The organism is Clavibacter sp. MX14-G9D, assembly GCF_032917815.1.
Lineage (GTDB): Bacteria > Actinomycetota > Actinomycetes > Actinomycetales > Microbacteriaceae > Clavibacter > Clavibacter michiganensis_K.
Genome location: NZ_JAVCVL010000003.1, coordinates 1 through 13,298, shown reverse-complemented (window position 1 = coordinate 13,298; position 13,298 = coordinate 1). Strand labels below are relative to the sequence as shown.

Annotated in this window: 13 protein-coding genes; 1 reads left to right on the top strand and 12 read right to left on the bottom strand. The window is 72.6% G+C overall.

The window, feature by feature from the left end; translation table 11 throughout:
* Window positions 1-3: 3 nt before the first annotated feature.
* The 12 genes from Q6969_RS00665 to Q6969_RS00610 all read right to left on the bottom strand — a co-directional run bounded on the left by Q6969_RS00665 (window position 4) and on the right by Q6969_RS00610 (window position 12,789).
* Complete coding sequence (locus Q6969_RS00665; RefSeq protein WP_317228724.1) at window positions 4-978, bottom strand: 2-dehydropantoate 2-reductase N-terminal domain-containing protein; 975 nt, start codon at window positions 976-978, stop codon at window positions 4-6.
* Window positions 978-1,829 carry an alpha/beta hydrolase gene (locus tag Q6969_RS00660; RefSeq protein ID WP_317228723.1) on the bottom strand — a complete coding sequence of 284 codons (852 nt, stop codon included), beginning with the start codon at window positions 1,827-1,829 and terminating at the stop codon, window positions 978-980. Before Q6969_RS00660 ends, Q6969_RS00665 begins: the two co-directional genes overlap by 1 nt.
* 38 nt (window positions 1,830-1,867) lie before the next feature.
* Complete coding sequence (locus Q6969_RS00655) at window positions 1,868-3,601, bottom strand: DUF885 domain-containing protein (RefSeq protein WP_317228722.1); 1,734 nt, start codon at window positions 3,599-3,601, stop codon at window positions 1,868-1,870.
* A gap of 57 nt (window positions 3,602-3,658) precedes the next feature.
* Window positions 3,659-4,414 carry an SDR family NAD(P)-dependent oxidoreductase gene (locus Q6969_RS00650; protein ID WP_317228721.1) on the bottom strand — a complete coding sequence of 252 codons (756 nt, stop codon included), beginning with the start codon at window positions 4,412-4,414 and terminating at the stop codon, window positions 3,659-3,661.
* Between the two features lie 25 nt (window positions 4,415-4,439).
* Window positions 4,440-5,324 (bottom strand): MurR/RpiR family transcriptional regulator, encoded by an 885-nt coding sequence (locus Q6969_RS00645; RefSeq protein ID WP_317228720.1) that lies wholly within the window; start codon window positions 5,322-5,324, stop codon window positions 4,440-4,442.
* Between the two features lie 40 nt (window positions 5,325-5,364).
* Window positions 5,365-6,318, bottom strand: a complete 954-nt coding sequence (locus tag Q6969_RS00640; RefSeq protein ID WP_317228719.1) for an isoaspartyl peptidase/L-asparaginase — start codon at window positions 6,316-6,318, stop codon at window positions 5,365-5,367.
* Window positions 6,318-7,154 carry a M55 family metallopeptidase gene (locus tag Q6969_RS00635; RefSeq protein ID WP_317228718.1) on the bottom strand — a complete coding sequence of 279 codons (837 nt, stop codon included), beginning with the start codon at window positions 7,152-7,154 and terminating at the stop codon, window positions 6,318-6,320. Before Q6969_RS00635 ends, Q6969_RS00640 begins: the two co-directional genes overlap by 1 nt.
* Window positions 7,151-8,224 (bottom strand): ABC transporter ATP-binding protein, encoded by a 1,074-nt coding sequence (locus tag Q6969_RS00630; RefSeq protein WP_317228717.1) that lies wholly within the window; start codon window positions 8,222-8,224, stop codon window positions 7,151-7,153. The genes Q6969_RS00635 and Q6969_RS00630 overlap by 4 nt, the downstream gene beginning before the upstream one ends.
* Window positions 8,221-9,231 (bottom strand): ABC transporter ATP-binding protein, encoded by a 1,011-nt coding sequence (locus Q6969_RS00625; RefSeq protein ID WP_317228716.1) that lies wholly within the window; start codon window positions 9,229-9,231, stop codon window positions 8,221-8,223. Before Q6969_RS00625 ends, Q6969_RS00630 begins: the two co-directional genes overlap by 4 nt.
* Window positions 9,232-9,233: 2 nt before the next feature.
* Window positions 9,234-10,133 carry an ABC transporter permease gene (locus tag Q6969_RS00620; protein ID WP_317228715.1) on the bottom strand — a complete coding sequence of 300 codons (900 nt, stop codon included), beginning with the start codon at window positions 10,131-10,133 and terminating at the stop codon, window positions 9,234-9,236.
* Complete coding sequence (locus Q6969_RS00615; RefSeq protein ID WP_119382113.1) at window positions 10,130-11,089, bottom strand: ABC transporter permease; 960 nt, start codon at window positions 11,087-11,089, stop codon at window positions 10,130-10,132. Before Q6969_RS00615 ends, Q6969_RS00620 begins: the two co-directional genes overlap by 4 nt.
* 140 nt (window positions 11,090-11,229) lie before the next feature.
* Window positions 11,230-12,789: an ABC transporter substrate-binding protein gene (locus Q6969_RS00610; protein WP_317228714.1), complete on the bottom strand. Its 1,560-nt coding sequence runs from the start codon at window positions 12,787-12,789 to the stop codon at window positions 11,230-11,232.
* 177 nt (window positions 12,790-12,966) lie between these two features.
* On the opposite strand from Q6969_RS00610, the gene Q6969_RS00605 reads away from it, so the two are divergent.
* Window positions 12,967-13,298, top strand: a 332-nt coding sequence (locus Q6969_RS00605) for a hypothetical protein (RefSeq protein WP_317228713.1), incomplete at its 3' end; no start/stop codon positions are given.

Below are 13,298 nucleotides of genomic sequence, written 5' to 3'. Positions count from 1 at the left end.
TGGTCAGCGTACCGGCGCGGACCCTCCCGGCGGGAGGGCGGCGACGCGCGCGGCCAGCTCGTCGAGGTTCCGGACCTCGCACGTGCGGCGGCCCTCCTCGATGTCGTGGATCATCTCGACGATCAGGTCGAACACCGGCCCCTGGATGTCGCGGTGCACCTGGTCGACCTCGGTCTTCCGCCGGCGCACCATGAGGTCGCGGTAGATGCCGCTGTGCGTCTTGGCGCTCCGGCGGTTGAAGGCGGCCAGCCGGTCGAGCGACCCCTCCAGGTCGTCCGGCTCGAAGCCGTCGAACCCCTCGACCTGCACGGGCGCCTGGGCGAGGACCTCGCGGGCGAGGGCGACCATGAGCGGTCGGTAGGCGGGGCGGTCGAGCGTGTCGGCGATGGGCAGGTCGGAGACGGCGCCCGCCCAGAGCATCGCGCCGTAGACCTCCTTGCCCCACAGGTAGCCGAGCACGTTCCCGGTCGCCCGGGCGTAGGGCAGGGCGTCCACCATCTCGCGGACCCGGGGCGTGATCTCCCCGCCCGCCAGCTCGCCGACGTGGAACGCGGCGACGTTGCCCTGCAGGATCCGGCCGGGACCGAGGAGGTCGGCGCCGACGTTGACGAAGCTCGACACGACGCGCTCCGGGCCGAGGACGTCGACGAGCACGTCGGCGGTGAGGCCGTTCTGCACGGTGAGCACCCAGCCGTCGGGCGCGAGCCGGTCGCGGAGGAGCTCGGCCGCGGACGCCGTGTGGAGGCTCTTGACGGCGACGATGGCGTGGTCGATGCGGTCGGGCAGGCCGTCGGGCGTCACCGCGTCGACGCGGACGGTGAACTCCTCGACCGGTCCCTCGATGCGGAGCCCGTGCTCGCGGATGGCGGCGACGTGCTCGGCGTCCTGGTCGCAGAGGAGGACGCGGTGGCCGGCCCGGGCCATGTGCGCGCCCAGGGTCCCGCCGATGGCGCCGGCGCCGATGACGACGACGTCCATCAGGCGACCTCGGCGCTCGGGTGGACGCGCTCGAGGAACCCGCGGAGCGTCTGCTGGAACAGCTCCGGCTCCTCGGTCTGCGGCGAGTGGCCGGAGCGCTCGAACACGACGAGCTCGGCGCCCGGGATGAGCGACGCGATCGTCTCCGAGGAGCTGACGGGCGTGACCCAGTCCCGGCGCCCCACCGTCACGAGCGTCGGCACGGCGATCCCCGGGAGCCGGTCCTTCACGTCGTACGCGCCCCAGTTGTGCTGGAAGCACCAGTTGTGCGCCTCGTGCCGGTAGATGCCGGCCTCCACGCGCTCCGCCGACCGGACGGGGTCGTAGTCGAAGTCGTAGAGCGGGATGATCTCCGCCCAGCGCGCCTTGAGGTCCTCGTCGGAGGTGATGCGACCCGACCAGTAGCGGTCGAACGACTCCCAGTCGATCTCGATCCGGTCCTGGTTCCGCGCGTTCTCGAACGCCAGCTCCAGGTTCGATCCGTCCGGCGACGTGTCGCGGAGAATGATCCCGCTCACGTGCTCCGGGTACGCGATCGCGTACTCGAGCGCGATGAACCCGCCGTAGGAGCCGCCCGCGACGATGACGCGGTCGACGCCGGCCCACTGCCGGATCCCGTCGAGGTCGGCGGCCCACTGCGCGTGCGAGTAGGGCTCGATGCCCTCGCTGCGGCCGCAGCCGCGGGCGTCGTAGACGATGACGCGGAAGCGGTCGGCGAGCGGGCCGAAGGTCGAGCGGGGCTCCGCGAGGGAGCCGATGCCGCCGCCGCCGTGGTGGGCGATGATGACGGGCGCGTCCTCCGGGCCCATCACCTCCACGTTGAGGCGGCAGCCGTTGATCGTGATGTCCATGTGTCCTTCTCGTCGCGTGGGTGGTCGGGTGTCGGATGTCAGGCGGGGACGGCGTCGCGCCAGCGGGTGACGGTGCGCTCCAGCACGGAGAGCGGCACGGCGCCGTCGCCGAGCACGACCCCGTGGAACCCCGGCAGCGTGAAGCGGTCGCCGAGCGCCCGGCGCGACTCCTCGCGGAGGCGCAGGATCTCGCGGCGGCCGATCATGTAGGCGAGCGCCTGACCCGGCCAGGAGATGTAGCGGTCGACCTCGCTCTGCACGTGGGCGCGCGTCGTGGCGGTGTGCGCCCACATGAAGTCGACGCCCTGCTGGCGCGTCCAGCCCAGGTGGTGGATCCCCGTGTCGACGACGAGCCGGCACGCGCGGAGGGCGAGGAAGGACAGCATCCCGAGGCGCGAGACGTCGTCAATGTAGAGGTCCATCTCGTCGGCGAGCTGCTCGGAGTAGAGGCCCCAGCCCTCGTTGAAGCTGCAGGCCTCCACGTCGAGGTGCCGGCGGTAGCGCGGGATGTCGAGCGTCTGGGCGGTGGCGAGCTGCAGGTGGTGCCCCGGCACGGACTCGTGGAACGCGAGGCACTCGTACTCGTAGCGGTACCGGGTCTCCGGGTCCGTCGCGAGGAGGCAGTGCGCACCGGGGCGGCTGCCGTCCACGGCGGGCGGCCGGTAGTAGGCCAGGGCGGAGTGCTCGGCCTCGATGGGGTTGATCACCTCGAGCACGCAGTCGCCGATGTCGTAGGCCGGGAACAGGAGCGGGCGCGCCGCCTGCGCGCGGTCGAGGGCGCCCTGGGCCACGTCGATGATCTGCTGGCTGGTCTCGAAGCGGAGGGCCGGGTCGTCGCGCATCCGGGCGGCGATGCGGGGCAGCTCCCGCTCGCCGAGCGCCCTCCCGCCGATCTCCGCCCAGCGCGGGACCATGTCCTCGAGCACCTGGAGGCCGATGCGGTGGATCTCCTCGGGGTCGAGGTCCGTGGTGGTGTGGCGGCGGACGGCGTCGAGGTAGCCCTCCGCTCCGCCGGCGGTGTGCTGGATGCCGACGCGGTCGTCGGGGCGGGCGCCCGGAATCAGCTCGTCGGAGAGGCGCGCGGCGAGGCGGGCCATGGCGGGGCGGATGGACGCCTCGACCGTGCGGCGGGCGCGGTCCCCGGCGGCGACCGCGGCGGCGGTGCCCGCACGGGTGGGGCCGAGGAGGGCGTCCTCGTCGAGCGGGAGGGCGAGGTACCCCTCGAGCTGCTGGACCGCGTGCTCGAGGCCCATCCGCGTCGACGGCCGCCCCGCGGCCGTCTCCTCGGCGTACCGGTCCCCCAGCGCGTCGAGGACGCCGGCGATGCCGTCGAGGCGGGAGAGGTAGCGGTCCGCGGCCGGCGCGTCCCCGATGGTCATGGCCGGCACCGCCTGGAAGACGAGGCCCTGCCGGCTCACGTAGCCCTTCGCGGAGGCGTTGGCCGCCCAGAGCGAGTGGCGCGCGTCGTCGGACGCGCCGCGGGCGAGGACGGCCAGGACGTCGCGGTCGGTGCGCTGGGCGTCGTCGAGCTCGGCGTCGTCGAGCTCCCCGGCCTCCCGGGCGACCTCGGCGAGGGCGGATGCGGCGTCGGCGCTGGCGGCCGCGCCCGGGTCGCCGGCCAGGTGGTCGAACTCGTCGATGCCGAGGAGGGTCGCGTTGTAGGGGTCGTACGAGTGCTGCACGTGGAAGTAGCGCTCGCCGAGCGCGGCGAGGCGGGCGGCGGCGGCCGTCGGGATCGCGGCGGTGGAGTCGGCGGGGACGGGGTCGGTCATGGTGCTCCTGGGCGTGGGTCGGTTCGGGCGCGGATCGTGACGGGCACGGGCGGCGGATCAGAACAGCGAGTGGCCGCCGTCGATGGACAGGGTCTGGCCGCTGATCCACCCGGCGTCCGGATGGGCGAGGAACACCACGCCGCGCGCGATGTCCTCGGGCGTGCCCGTGCGGCGGACGGGGATGCGCTCGAGGAGCGCCCGCTGGCCGTCGGGGCCGTAGGACTCCCACTGCGCGACGGTGGTGGGGTTGGACAGCACGAAGCCGGGCGCGATGCCGTTCACCGTGATGCCGTGGGGCCCGAGCTCGTGCGCCATCTGCCGGGTGAAGCCGATCTGCGCGGCCTTGGCGGACGCGTAGGCCTGGATCCCCGTGAGGCTGACGCTGCGTCCCGCCCCGGAGGAGATGACGACGATGCGGCCGGTGCCGCGCGCCTTCATCGACCGGGCCGCGGCGCGCGTGCAGGCCATCGTGGTCGTGAGGTTCGCGCGCACGACGTCGTCCCACGCGGCGTCCGTCAGCTCGTCGATGGGGGTGTGCGTCTGGCCGACGACTCCCCCGGCGACGTTCACGAGGACGTCGACGTCGCCGACGGCGGCGAAGAACGCCTCCACCTCGGCGGTGACGCTGAGGTCGACCGTGTCGCGGTCGACGCCGTGGACGCGGGCGCCGGTGTCGCGCAGGGCCTCCGCGACGGCACGGCCGATGCCCTGCGCGGTGCCCGTCACGACCGCGGTGCGGCCGGCGAACGGGAGCGCCGCGGAGGCGGAGCGGGTGGGGGCGGCGGTGTCGGTGGAGGCGGCGGTGTCGGTCACGCGGGTTCCTGTCGTCGGGAGTGGATCACGGGGCGTCGCCGTCGGCGGGCGGCTCGACGTCGCCCGCGCGGTAGGCGCGGAGGATGTGCACGGACTCCTCCCACTGGCGCATGCGCTCGAGCCCGGACTCGCCGGTCGCCTGCAGCACCTGCTCGACGAGCGCCTCGAGCAGCACGAGCAGCGCCGCCATGGAGTCGAACGGGATCCCGTCGACCTTCACGGGGAGGACGACGTCGGCGCCCTCCGCGGCGGGGCTCAGCCACTGGTCGGTGATGATGATGGTCGAGGCGCCCTGCCGGCGCGCGAGCTCCGCGGCCTCCTTCGCCGCGAGCTCGTACCGCCGGAGGTCGATGATGATGGCCACCGAGCCGCGCCCGAGACGCAGGTACCGGCCGATGTCGTGCCCGAGCGGCTCCCCCACGAACTCGATCCCCGGCACGACCTGGTCGAGCTGGGTCGCGAGGAGCATCGCCAGGAAGCGGCTGAAGTAGCCGCCGGACACCACGACGTGCTTGGGCTTCCCGGCGAGCAGCTGCACGGCGCGCTCCAGCTCGCTCGGCGGCACCGTGTCGCGGAGGCCCTCGACGAGCTGGATCCGGCTCGCCGTGGACCGGGAGAACAGCTCGCCGTCGTCCGCGCTCGGCCGGCTCCGCGTGGTGCGGGTCACCGGGCTGTTCATGTGGTGCGTGATCTCGTCGCGGAGGCGCTGCTGGAAGTCGGGGTAGCTGCCGATGCCGAGGCGCGTGACGAGGCGCAGCACCGTGGGGGTGCTGGTGCCCGCGGCCTTGGCGAGGGTGGCGGCGCTGCCGAGCCCGGCGCTCGGGTAGCTCGCCAGCAGGGTGCGGGCGACCTTCCGCTCGGCGGGCGTGAGCTCGTCCATGCGGGCGAAGATCTCTTCCTTGAGGGGCATGTTCCGTCTTTCCGTCGGGGGTGGGCGGGATCGTGCGCTCCTATGTCAGCACGACGAGCCGTCCGTCCCGCGGGAACGCCGCGAACAGCGTCGGCGAGTTGTGGGCGATGACGAGCGTGCCGTCGCCGCCCACCGCGACGAGGCCGCCGCTGGCGTGACGCGCCGTCAGCTCGGCCTCGACGGTCGCGAGCACGGCCTCCTCGAGGGTCGACCCGAGGTAGCGGACGCGCGACGCGATGTCGTGCGACACCACGCCGCGGAGGAACGACTCGCCCTCCCCCGTGCAGGAGACCGCGGCCACGCCGTCGCGCGCGTACGTGCCCGCGCCGATGACCGGGGTGTCGCCGACGCGGCCGATGCGCTGGTTCACCATGCCGCCGGTGCTGGTCGCCGCCGCCAGCGCACCCGTGCGGTCGCGGGCGACCGCGCCGACGGTGCCGTGCCGGGCGCCCTGGAGGAGGTCGGCCCGGACGCGGGCGAGCTGCCGTAGGCGCGCCTCGGTGACGAAGTACGCGGGCTCTGCCGTGGCGAGGCCCCAGCCGGCGACGAGCTCGGCCGACGGCGCCACGAGGAGGACGTGGTCGGTCTCCTCGAGGACCGCGCGGGCCGCCCGCACGGGATTCCGGGCGTGGCGGGACACCGCGACGGCTCCGGCGAGGCCGGCGCCCGTCATCACGGCCGCGTCGAGCTCCGCCTCGCCGTCGGCGGTGAGGGCGGCTCCGCGGCCGGCGTTGAACAGCGGGTCGTCCTCGAGCCGCTCGACGGCCGCGCACACCGCGTCGAGGGCGGATCCGCCGCGCGCCAGCACCGCGGAACCGGCGTCGTGCGCTCGGGTGAGGCCCGCCTCGAAGGCGGCGGCCTCCTCCCGGGACAGCTCGAGGATCCGTCCGCCCGCGCCGCCGTGCAGCGCGAGCGCCGTGCCGTCGGGTCCGGGCGGGACGCTCCACGAGCGCGTGGCGCGCGGCGCCTGCGCGGACTCCTCCGCGAGGCCCATCAGCGGCCCCCGGCCTGCCGGGTGATGTAGTTGACGGCGACGAAGGAGCGGAAGACCTGGAGCAGGTCGTCGCCCTCGATGCGGACGCCGCGCTCGGTCGACTTCTCGGCGCCGCGGACCCAAGACGCGACGTCGGCCATGTCGGCCGTCTGGACGTCGAGCTCGAGCACGGCGGGCCGCGCGATCCCCGGCAGGCGCATGCCGCGCTCGGCCACGGTCCGGACAGCCTCCTCGGCGCCGAGGCGGATGAGGCGGCAGGACTCGTCGGGGTGCAGGTTCAGCGCGCTGAACCGCGACGCCGACTCCTTGGTCTGCACGTGGACGGCGTCGGGAGCGAACGGCTCCGTCTCCGTCCAGGTCACGGCGTCGCCGGAGACGAACGCGATGGGGACCCCGTAGTGGTCGGCGACGAGGGCGTTGATCCCGCTCTCGCCCACCTCGGTGCCGTTGACGCGGGCCCCCGAGAACACCTCCGGGTTGTACGTGTGCGACATGGTCGACGGCGGGCCCGAGATGGAGCCGTGGTACCCGACGAGGAAGATCGCGTCGAACGAGTCGTCGAGGCCCTGCATCATGTAGCCCGGCTTGTGGCGGCCCGAGAGGTACCGGGCGCCGCCCGCGATGCGGCGCGGGTCGAGGTTGGCCATGCGGCTGTGCGAGTCGTTGAGGACGATCTCCGTCGCCCCGCCCGCGATCGCGCCCTCGATGGCCGCGTTCACCTCCGCCTGCAGGAGCTCGCAGCCGAGCGCGTAGGCGGCGCCGCTGTCCGGCCGGCACTGCTCCCAGTCGACGACGCCGGCGACGCCCTCCATGTCGAGCGACATCCAGATCCTCATGCGTTCCCCTGTTCCTGTCCGTCGGCGCCCGTGGGGGCGTCGAGCTCTCGGGCCCGGATGCACGCGCTCGCGTGCCCGGGCGTGACGGCCTCGAGGGCCGGGTCGGTGGTGCGGCACGCCGCGACCGCGTACGGGCAGCGCGGGTGGAACCGGCATCCGCTCGGCACGGCGAAGGGGCTCGGCGGCTCGCCCTCCAGCACGGCCTCGGCGTTGACGCTGCCGGCCGACATGCGCGGGATCGAGTCGATGAGCGCCCGCGTGTACGGGTGGCGCGGATCCCGGAAGAGCTCCGCGGTGTCGGCGACCTCGACGATGCGGCCGAGGTACATCACGGCCACGCGCTGGCTGAGGTGCTGCACGACCGCGAGGTTGTGCGCCACGAACAGGATGCTCAGCCCGAGCTCCCGCTGGAGCCGGGCGAAGAGCTCGAGGATCGTCGCCTGCACGGAGACGTCGAGGGCCGAGACGGGCTCGTCCGCGATGAGGATGTCCGGCCGGACCGCGAGGGCGCGCGCGATCGCGATGCGCTGCCGCTGGCCCCCCGAGAACTGGCTCGGGTACGCGTCCAGCGCTTCCTCCTCGAGCCCCACCAGGTTGAGCAGCCGCACGCTCTCGGCCCGCACCTCCCGGCGGGGCACGATGCGGTGCAGCGTCAGGAGCTCCGCGAGCATCGCCCCCACGCTCATGCGCGGGTTGAGCGACGAGTACGGGTCCTGGAACACCATCTGGATGCGCCGGCTGGCCTCGCGGTCCCGCCGGGCGGGCATCGGCGCGCCGTGGTACTCGACGTCGCCCGAGGTGGGCGCGGTGCTCCCCACCAGGATCTTCGCGAGCGTGGACTTGCCGGATCCCGACTCCCCCACGAGCGCGAGGATCTCGCCCTTCCCGAGGTGCAGCTCCACGCCGTCGAGCGCCGTGAGGTGGGATCCCGCCTCGCTGCGGCGGGTGATCTGCGACAGCACGGATCCGCCCACGCGGTAGGTCTTGGTGATGTCGGCGACGCGGAGGACCGGCGGTGCGGCGGCGTCGACCGCCTGCCCCGCTCCGGACCCCGCGACGACGGCGCTCACGCCGGCACCCCCAGGAACACGCGCGACGACTCGATGCAGGCCGCCCGGTGGTCGAGTGCCACCACCTCGAAGGGCGGCATCGCAACGGTGCAGGCGTCGACCGCGAACGCGCAGCGCGGTGCGAACGGGCACCCGGAGGGCCGGTTCGCGACGTTCGGCGGGAAGCCGGGGATGGCCACGAGCTCCCGGTCCGGCTGGTCGAAGTCGGGCGCGGAGTCCAGCAGCCCCTTCGTGTACGGGTGGCGCGGGTCACGGAAGACGTCCTGGACGCGGCCCGCCTCGACCACGTGGCCCGCGTACATCACCGCCATGTCGGTGCAGGTCTGGTTGACGACGGCGAGGTCGTGCGTGACGAACGCGAGGGCCGCGCCGGTCTCGACGCACAGCCGCTCGAGGAGCCGGAGCACCTGGTGCTGCACGGTGACGTCGAGGGCGGTCGTGGGCTCGTCGCAGAGCAGCAGGCGCGGTCGGCAGGAGAGCGCCATCGCGATCATCACCCGCTGGCGGAGGCCGCCGGAGAGCTCGTGCGGGTAGGCGCGGGCACGCCGGGCGGGATCCGGGATGCCGGTGCGGGCCATCATCTCCACGGCGAGCTCGAGGGCCGCCTTCCGCGACAGGCCGAGGTGGCGGCGCGGCCCCTCCGCGATCTGCTCGCCGACGCGCATGACGGGGTTCAGCGCCGTCATCGGCTCCTGGAAGATCATCGCGATGCCGGGGCCCATGAGCAGGCGGCGCTTCGCGGCGGGCATCGGCACGAGGTCGACGCCGTCGAACAGGATGCGGCCGGAGAGCACCTCGACGCCCTTCGGCAGGAGCCCCGCGATCGCGCGGAGGGTGAGGGACTTGCCCGATCCGGACTCCCCGACGATGCCGAAGCGCTCGCCCTCGAGGACCTGGAACGACAGGTCGTCCACGATGGCGGTCGGCGGGCCGCCGCGGCGGCGGATGCCGAGCGTGAGGTGCTCCACGCTGAGGAGCACGGCGGGGGCGGGGGTCGCGTCCTGCACGGTCACTTCCTTCTCTCCGGGCTGAGCATGTCGGACAGGCCGTCGCCGAGGAGGGACAGGCCGAGGCTCGTCACCACCACCACGAGGCCGGGGATGGTGGCCTGCTGCCACTGGGTGGTGATGAACTCCTGGCCGTCGACGATCATCGAGCCCCACTCGGCGGTGGGCGGCGCGATGCCGAGGCCGAGGTAGCCGAGGGTGACGATCGCCATGATGTCCATGACGATGTCGCTCATCCCGTAGATGATCGCCTGGCTCAGCACGTTCGGGCCGATGTGCCTGACGAGCACGCGGCCGTGCGACATGCCGCCGAGGCGGGCGGCGACGACGTAGTCCTGCTTCTTCGCCACGAGCACCTCGCCGCGCACGATCTTGGCGTAGGAGACCCACGAGACCGCCGCGATGGCGAGGTAGATGCTCTGCTCGCCGGCGCCGAAGACGAACACCAGGACGATGACCATGACGTAGAACGGGAAGGCGAAGAACACGTCGACGATGCGCATGACGACGGTGTCGAGGAGCCCGCCGAAGTAGCCGGAGACGGCGCCGACGATCGTGCCGAACACGAAGGGCAGGAGCACGGCGAGGAAGCCGACCCGGAGGTCGACGCGCGCGCCCCAGATGAGGCGGGACAGCACGTCGCGGCCGTACTTGTCGGTGCCGAGCCAGTGCTCGGCGCTCGGGGACTGCAGCGCGTTCGGGAGGTCCTGCACGATCGGGTCGTACGGGGCGATGACGGGGGCGAGGATCGCGACGAGCACGAGGGCGCCCGTGATGATGCCGCCGGCCACGAGCGGGCCGTTGCGGTACCAGGGCTGCAGCGCCCGGGAGCCGCGCCGGCTGCGTCGCCTGGCCTGGAATCCCGCGAGCACCGCGGTCGGGGTGGTGATGCCCGTGCTCATGCCGCGTCCTTCCCGCCGAGCGTGACCCGGGGATCGAGCATCGTGTAGACGACGTCCGTGAGGATGCCGACGATCACGACGAAGAGGGCGACGAAGAGCGTCACCGCCTGGATGGTGGGGAAGTCGCGGCTGAAGATCGCGTTGACCATGAGCGAGCCGAGGCCCGGCAGCGCGAACACCTTCTCGATGACGAGCGAGCCGCCCACGAGGTAGCCGAGGTTGACGCCGATGATGGAGACGGTGGGGATGGCGGCGTTCCGGAGCACGTGGTCGCGGAACAGGTGCACGCCCGCCGACCCCTTGGACCGCGCGGTGCCGACGTGCTCCGACTCGAGCACGTCGATCATCGAGGCGCGGAGGCTCCGGATCACGGTGGGGCTCATCGCGATGGCGAGCGTCAGGGCGGGCAGGAACAGGAAGCGCACGTGCTCCGCGGCGTCGCGGCCGTAGCCGCCGACGGGGAACGCGCCGAGGCCGACGGCGAGCAGCAGGATCAGCATGATCCCGACCCAGAACTGCGGCATGCCCTGCCCGACGAGCGTGAAGAGGCGGACGCCGAGGTCGCGGGAGGATCCGGGACGGCTGGCGGCGAGGGCGGCGAGCGGGATGCTGATGGCGAGCGACAGCACGAGCGCGTAGCCGAGGAGCGACATGGTGACGGGGATCGCCTGGAAGACGAGCTCCGTGACGGGCAGCTGGTAGGTGAGGCTCGTGCCGAGGTCCCCGCGCACGAGCTGCGCGAGGAAGATGCCGTACTGCTCCCAGATGGGGCGGTCGAGGCCGAGCTGCTCGGTGAGGGCGGCGACGCTCGCGTCGGTCGCGCGCTCCCCCAGGATCGCGAGGGCCGGGTTCCCGGGGAGCAGGTGCGCCATGAAGAAGACGATGAGCGTCACCCCGAAGGCGACCGGGACGGCTTGGAGGAGCCGGCCGGGGATGAAGCGCAGGCGGTGCAGCATTGCTCCTCCTCGAGGCGTGATGCGGTGGACGGCGGGTGGTGCGGGTGGCGGCGGGGCCGCCGGGCGTCGTGTGCCCGGCGGCCCCACCGGTGTACTGATCGTTACAGTAGTGCTTTCGTGTTACGTCGCTGTTACGAGCGTCAGGACGACTTCGTGACGTCCTCGAGGTGGTAGTTGCCGAGCGGCGTCACCTCGAAGCCGTCGATCCGGTCGCTGATCGCGTAGGCGTACGGCGAGTAGTAGAGGTAGGCGAGGAAGGCGGACTCCCCCGTCTTCTCCTGCAGCTGCGCGTACAGCTCGGCGCGCTTCGCGTCGTCGGTCTCCAGCTGGGCCTGCTTGTTGATCGCCACGACCTCGGGGTCGTCGTAGTACGTGAACGCCGAGTGCGAGCCGCCCTCGGGATCCACCGCGAACGAGGTCCACTGGTCGGGGTCCGGGATGTCCATGGTCCAGGCCGACAGCGTCATGTCGAAGTCGGAGTCGAGGCGCGCCTGCTTGTTGGCGGTCGGGTCGAGCTGCGTGATCTCGACCGTGATGCCGAGCTCGGCGAGCTCGGACTGCAGGATCTGCGCCACCGACGTCTGGTTCGGGTCGCCCGAGCGGATGAGGAGCTCCGTGGAGAAGCCGTCCGGCATCGTCGACTGCGCGAGCTCGGCCTTCGCCTTCGCCATGTCGAGCTCCGGGGCCCCCGTGTCGCCGTCGTAGTACGGGGTGCCGGGCGACAGGAGGGAGTCGGCCGTCTCGCCGTTGCCGAACAGCACCGCGTCGACGAGCGAGTCGCGGTCGATCGCGTACGCGATGGCGCGGCGGACGTGCACGTCGTCGAACGGCTTCCGCTGCTGGTTGAAGGCGAGGTAGTCGATCTGCGTCGACGGGAAGGTCACGGCCTCCACGCCCTCGGTGGACCCGAGCGACTCGAAGCTCGACCAGTCGGGGGTGTCGTTGATGTCGATCTGGCCGCCCTGGAGCTGCAGCTTCCGCGTGTTCGCGTCCGGCACGACCGTCCACGTCACGCTGTCGAGCGTCGGCTTGCCGTCCTGCCAGTAGTCGGCGTTCTTGGTGAGCTTCACCGACTGGCCCTTGGTCCAGGAGTCCCAGACGAAGGGTCCCGTGCCGACGGGCGCCTCGTAGAACTCCTCGACCGTCTTGCCGCCGTAGTCGATCGGCACGATGCCGTTGCTGAAGATCGACAGGTCGGCGATGAGCGGCGCCCACGGGTACTTGAGCTTCACGGTGAGGGTCGTGTCGTCGGTGGCCTCGACGGTGTCGATGGCCGCGTTGACGAAGCCCCAGCCGCTCGCGCCCGTCTTCGTGTCCTCGTCGATGGAGAACTTGACGTCCGCGGCGGTCATCTCCTCCCCCGTCGAGAAGGTCACGTCGTCGCGGAGCGCGATCGTGTACGTGAGCTGGTCGTCGGAGATCTCGTAGCCCGTGGCGAGCCACGGGTCGACCTTCGACCCGTCCTGGCTGACCATGAAGAGCGGCTCCATGATCTGCTGCATCACGCGGATGGAATTGTTGTCGAAGGTGGTGGTCTTGTCCATCGCGATGATGTCGGCGGACCGGGCGATGACGAGGTCGCCTCCGGTCGCGGTGCCGCCGTCGCTCGACGAGCTGCCGCCGCCGCCGCCGCATGCGGCGAGGGCGAGCGTCGCGGTGGTCGCGAGCGCGATGGCCGCGACTCGGACGGGTCTGATCATGGTGGGCCTCACTGTCTCGGGCGTCGCCTGGCCGGCGCACGCGGGTCGGATCCGAGGGCGAGCCGATCGCGGCCGACCTCCGGGGAGGATCCGCCCGCGCTCCGCTGCGCTCGTCTCAAAAGTTACAGTAGGGCCTTCTCTTTTCGATCTTGTTACGTTTGGAATACATTGGCCGACGTGGATCCTCGCACCGCCGCCGTCCTGCGGCTCCGACCGTTCGACCCCGTGCTCGACGCGCCGGCCCTGCGCTCCTGGCTGCCCGACGAGACGGCCTTCCGCCTGTTCGCCGGTGAGGACGCGCCGTGGCCGTTCACCGACGAGGACGCCATGCGGCCCGGGAACCCCGCCGCGCGTGCGTGGACGGCCGTGGCCGTCGCCGTGGTCCCGGCGGAGGTCGCCGAGAGGCGGCCGCCGGTGCGCGACGCGGGTGCAGCCGTCGCGGGACCGCCCGTCGGCCACGTCGAGATCGTGCCGGACGGCGACCGCGGTGTCGCCGGCGACCGGGCGGT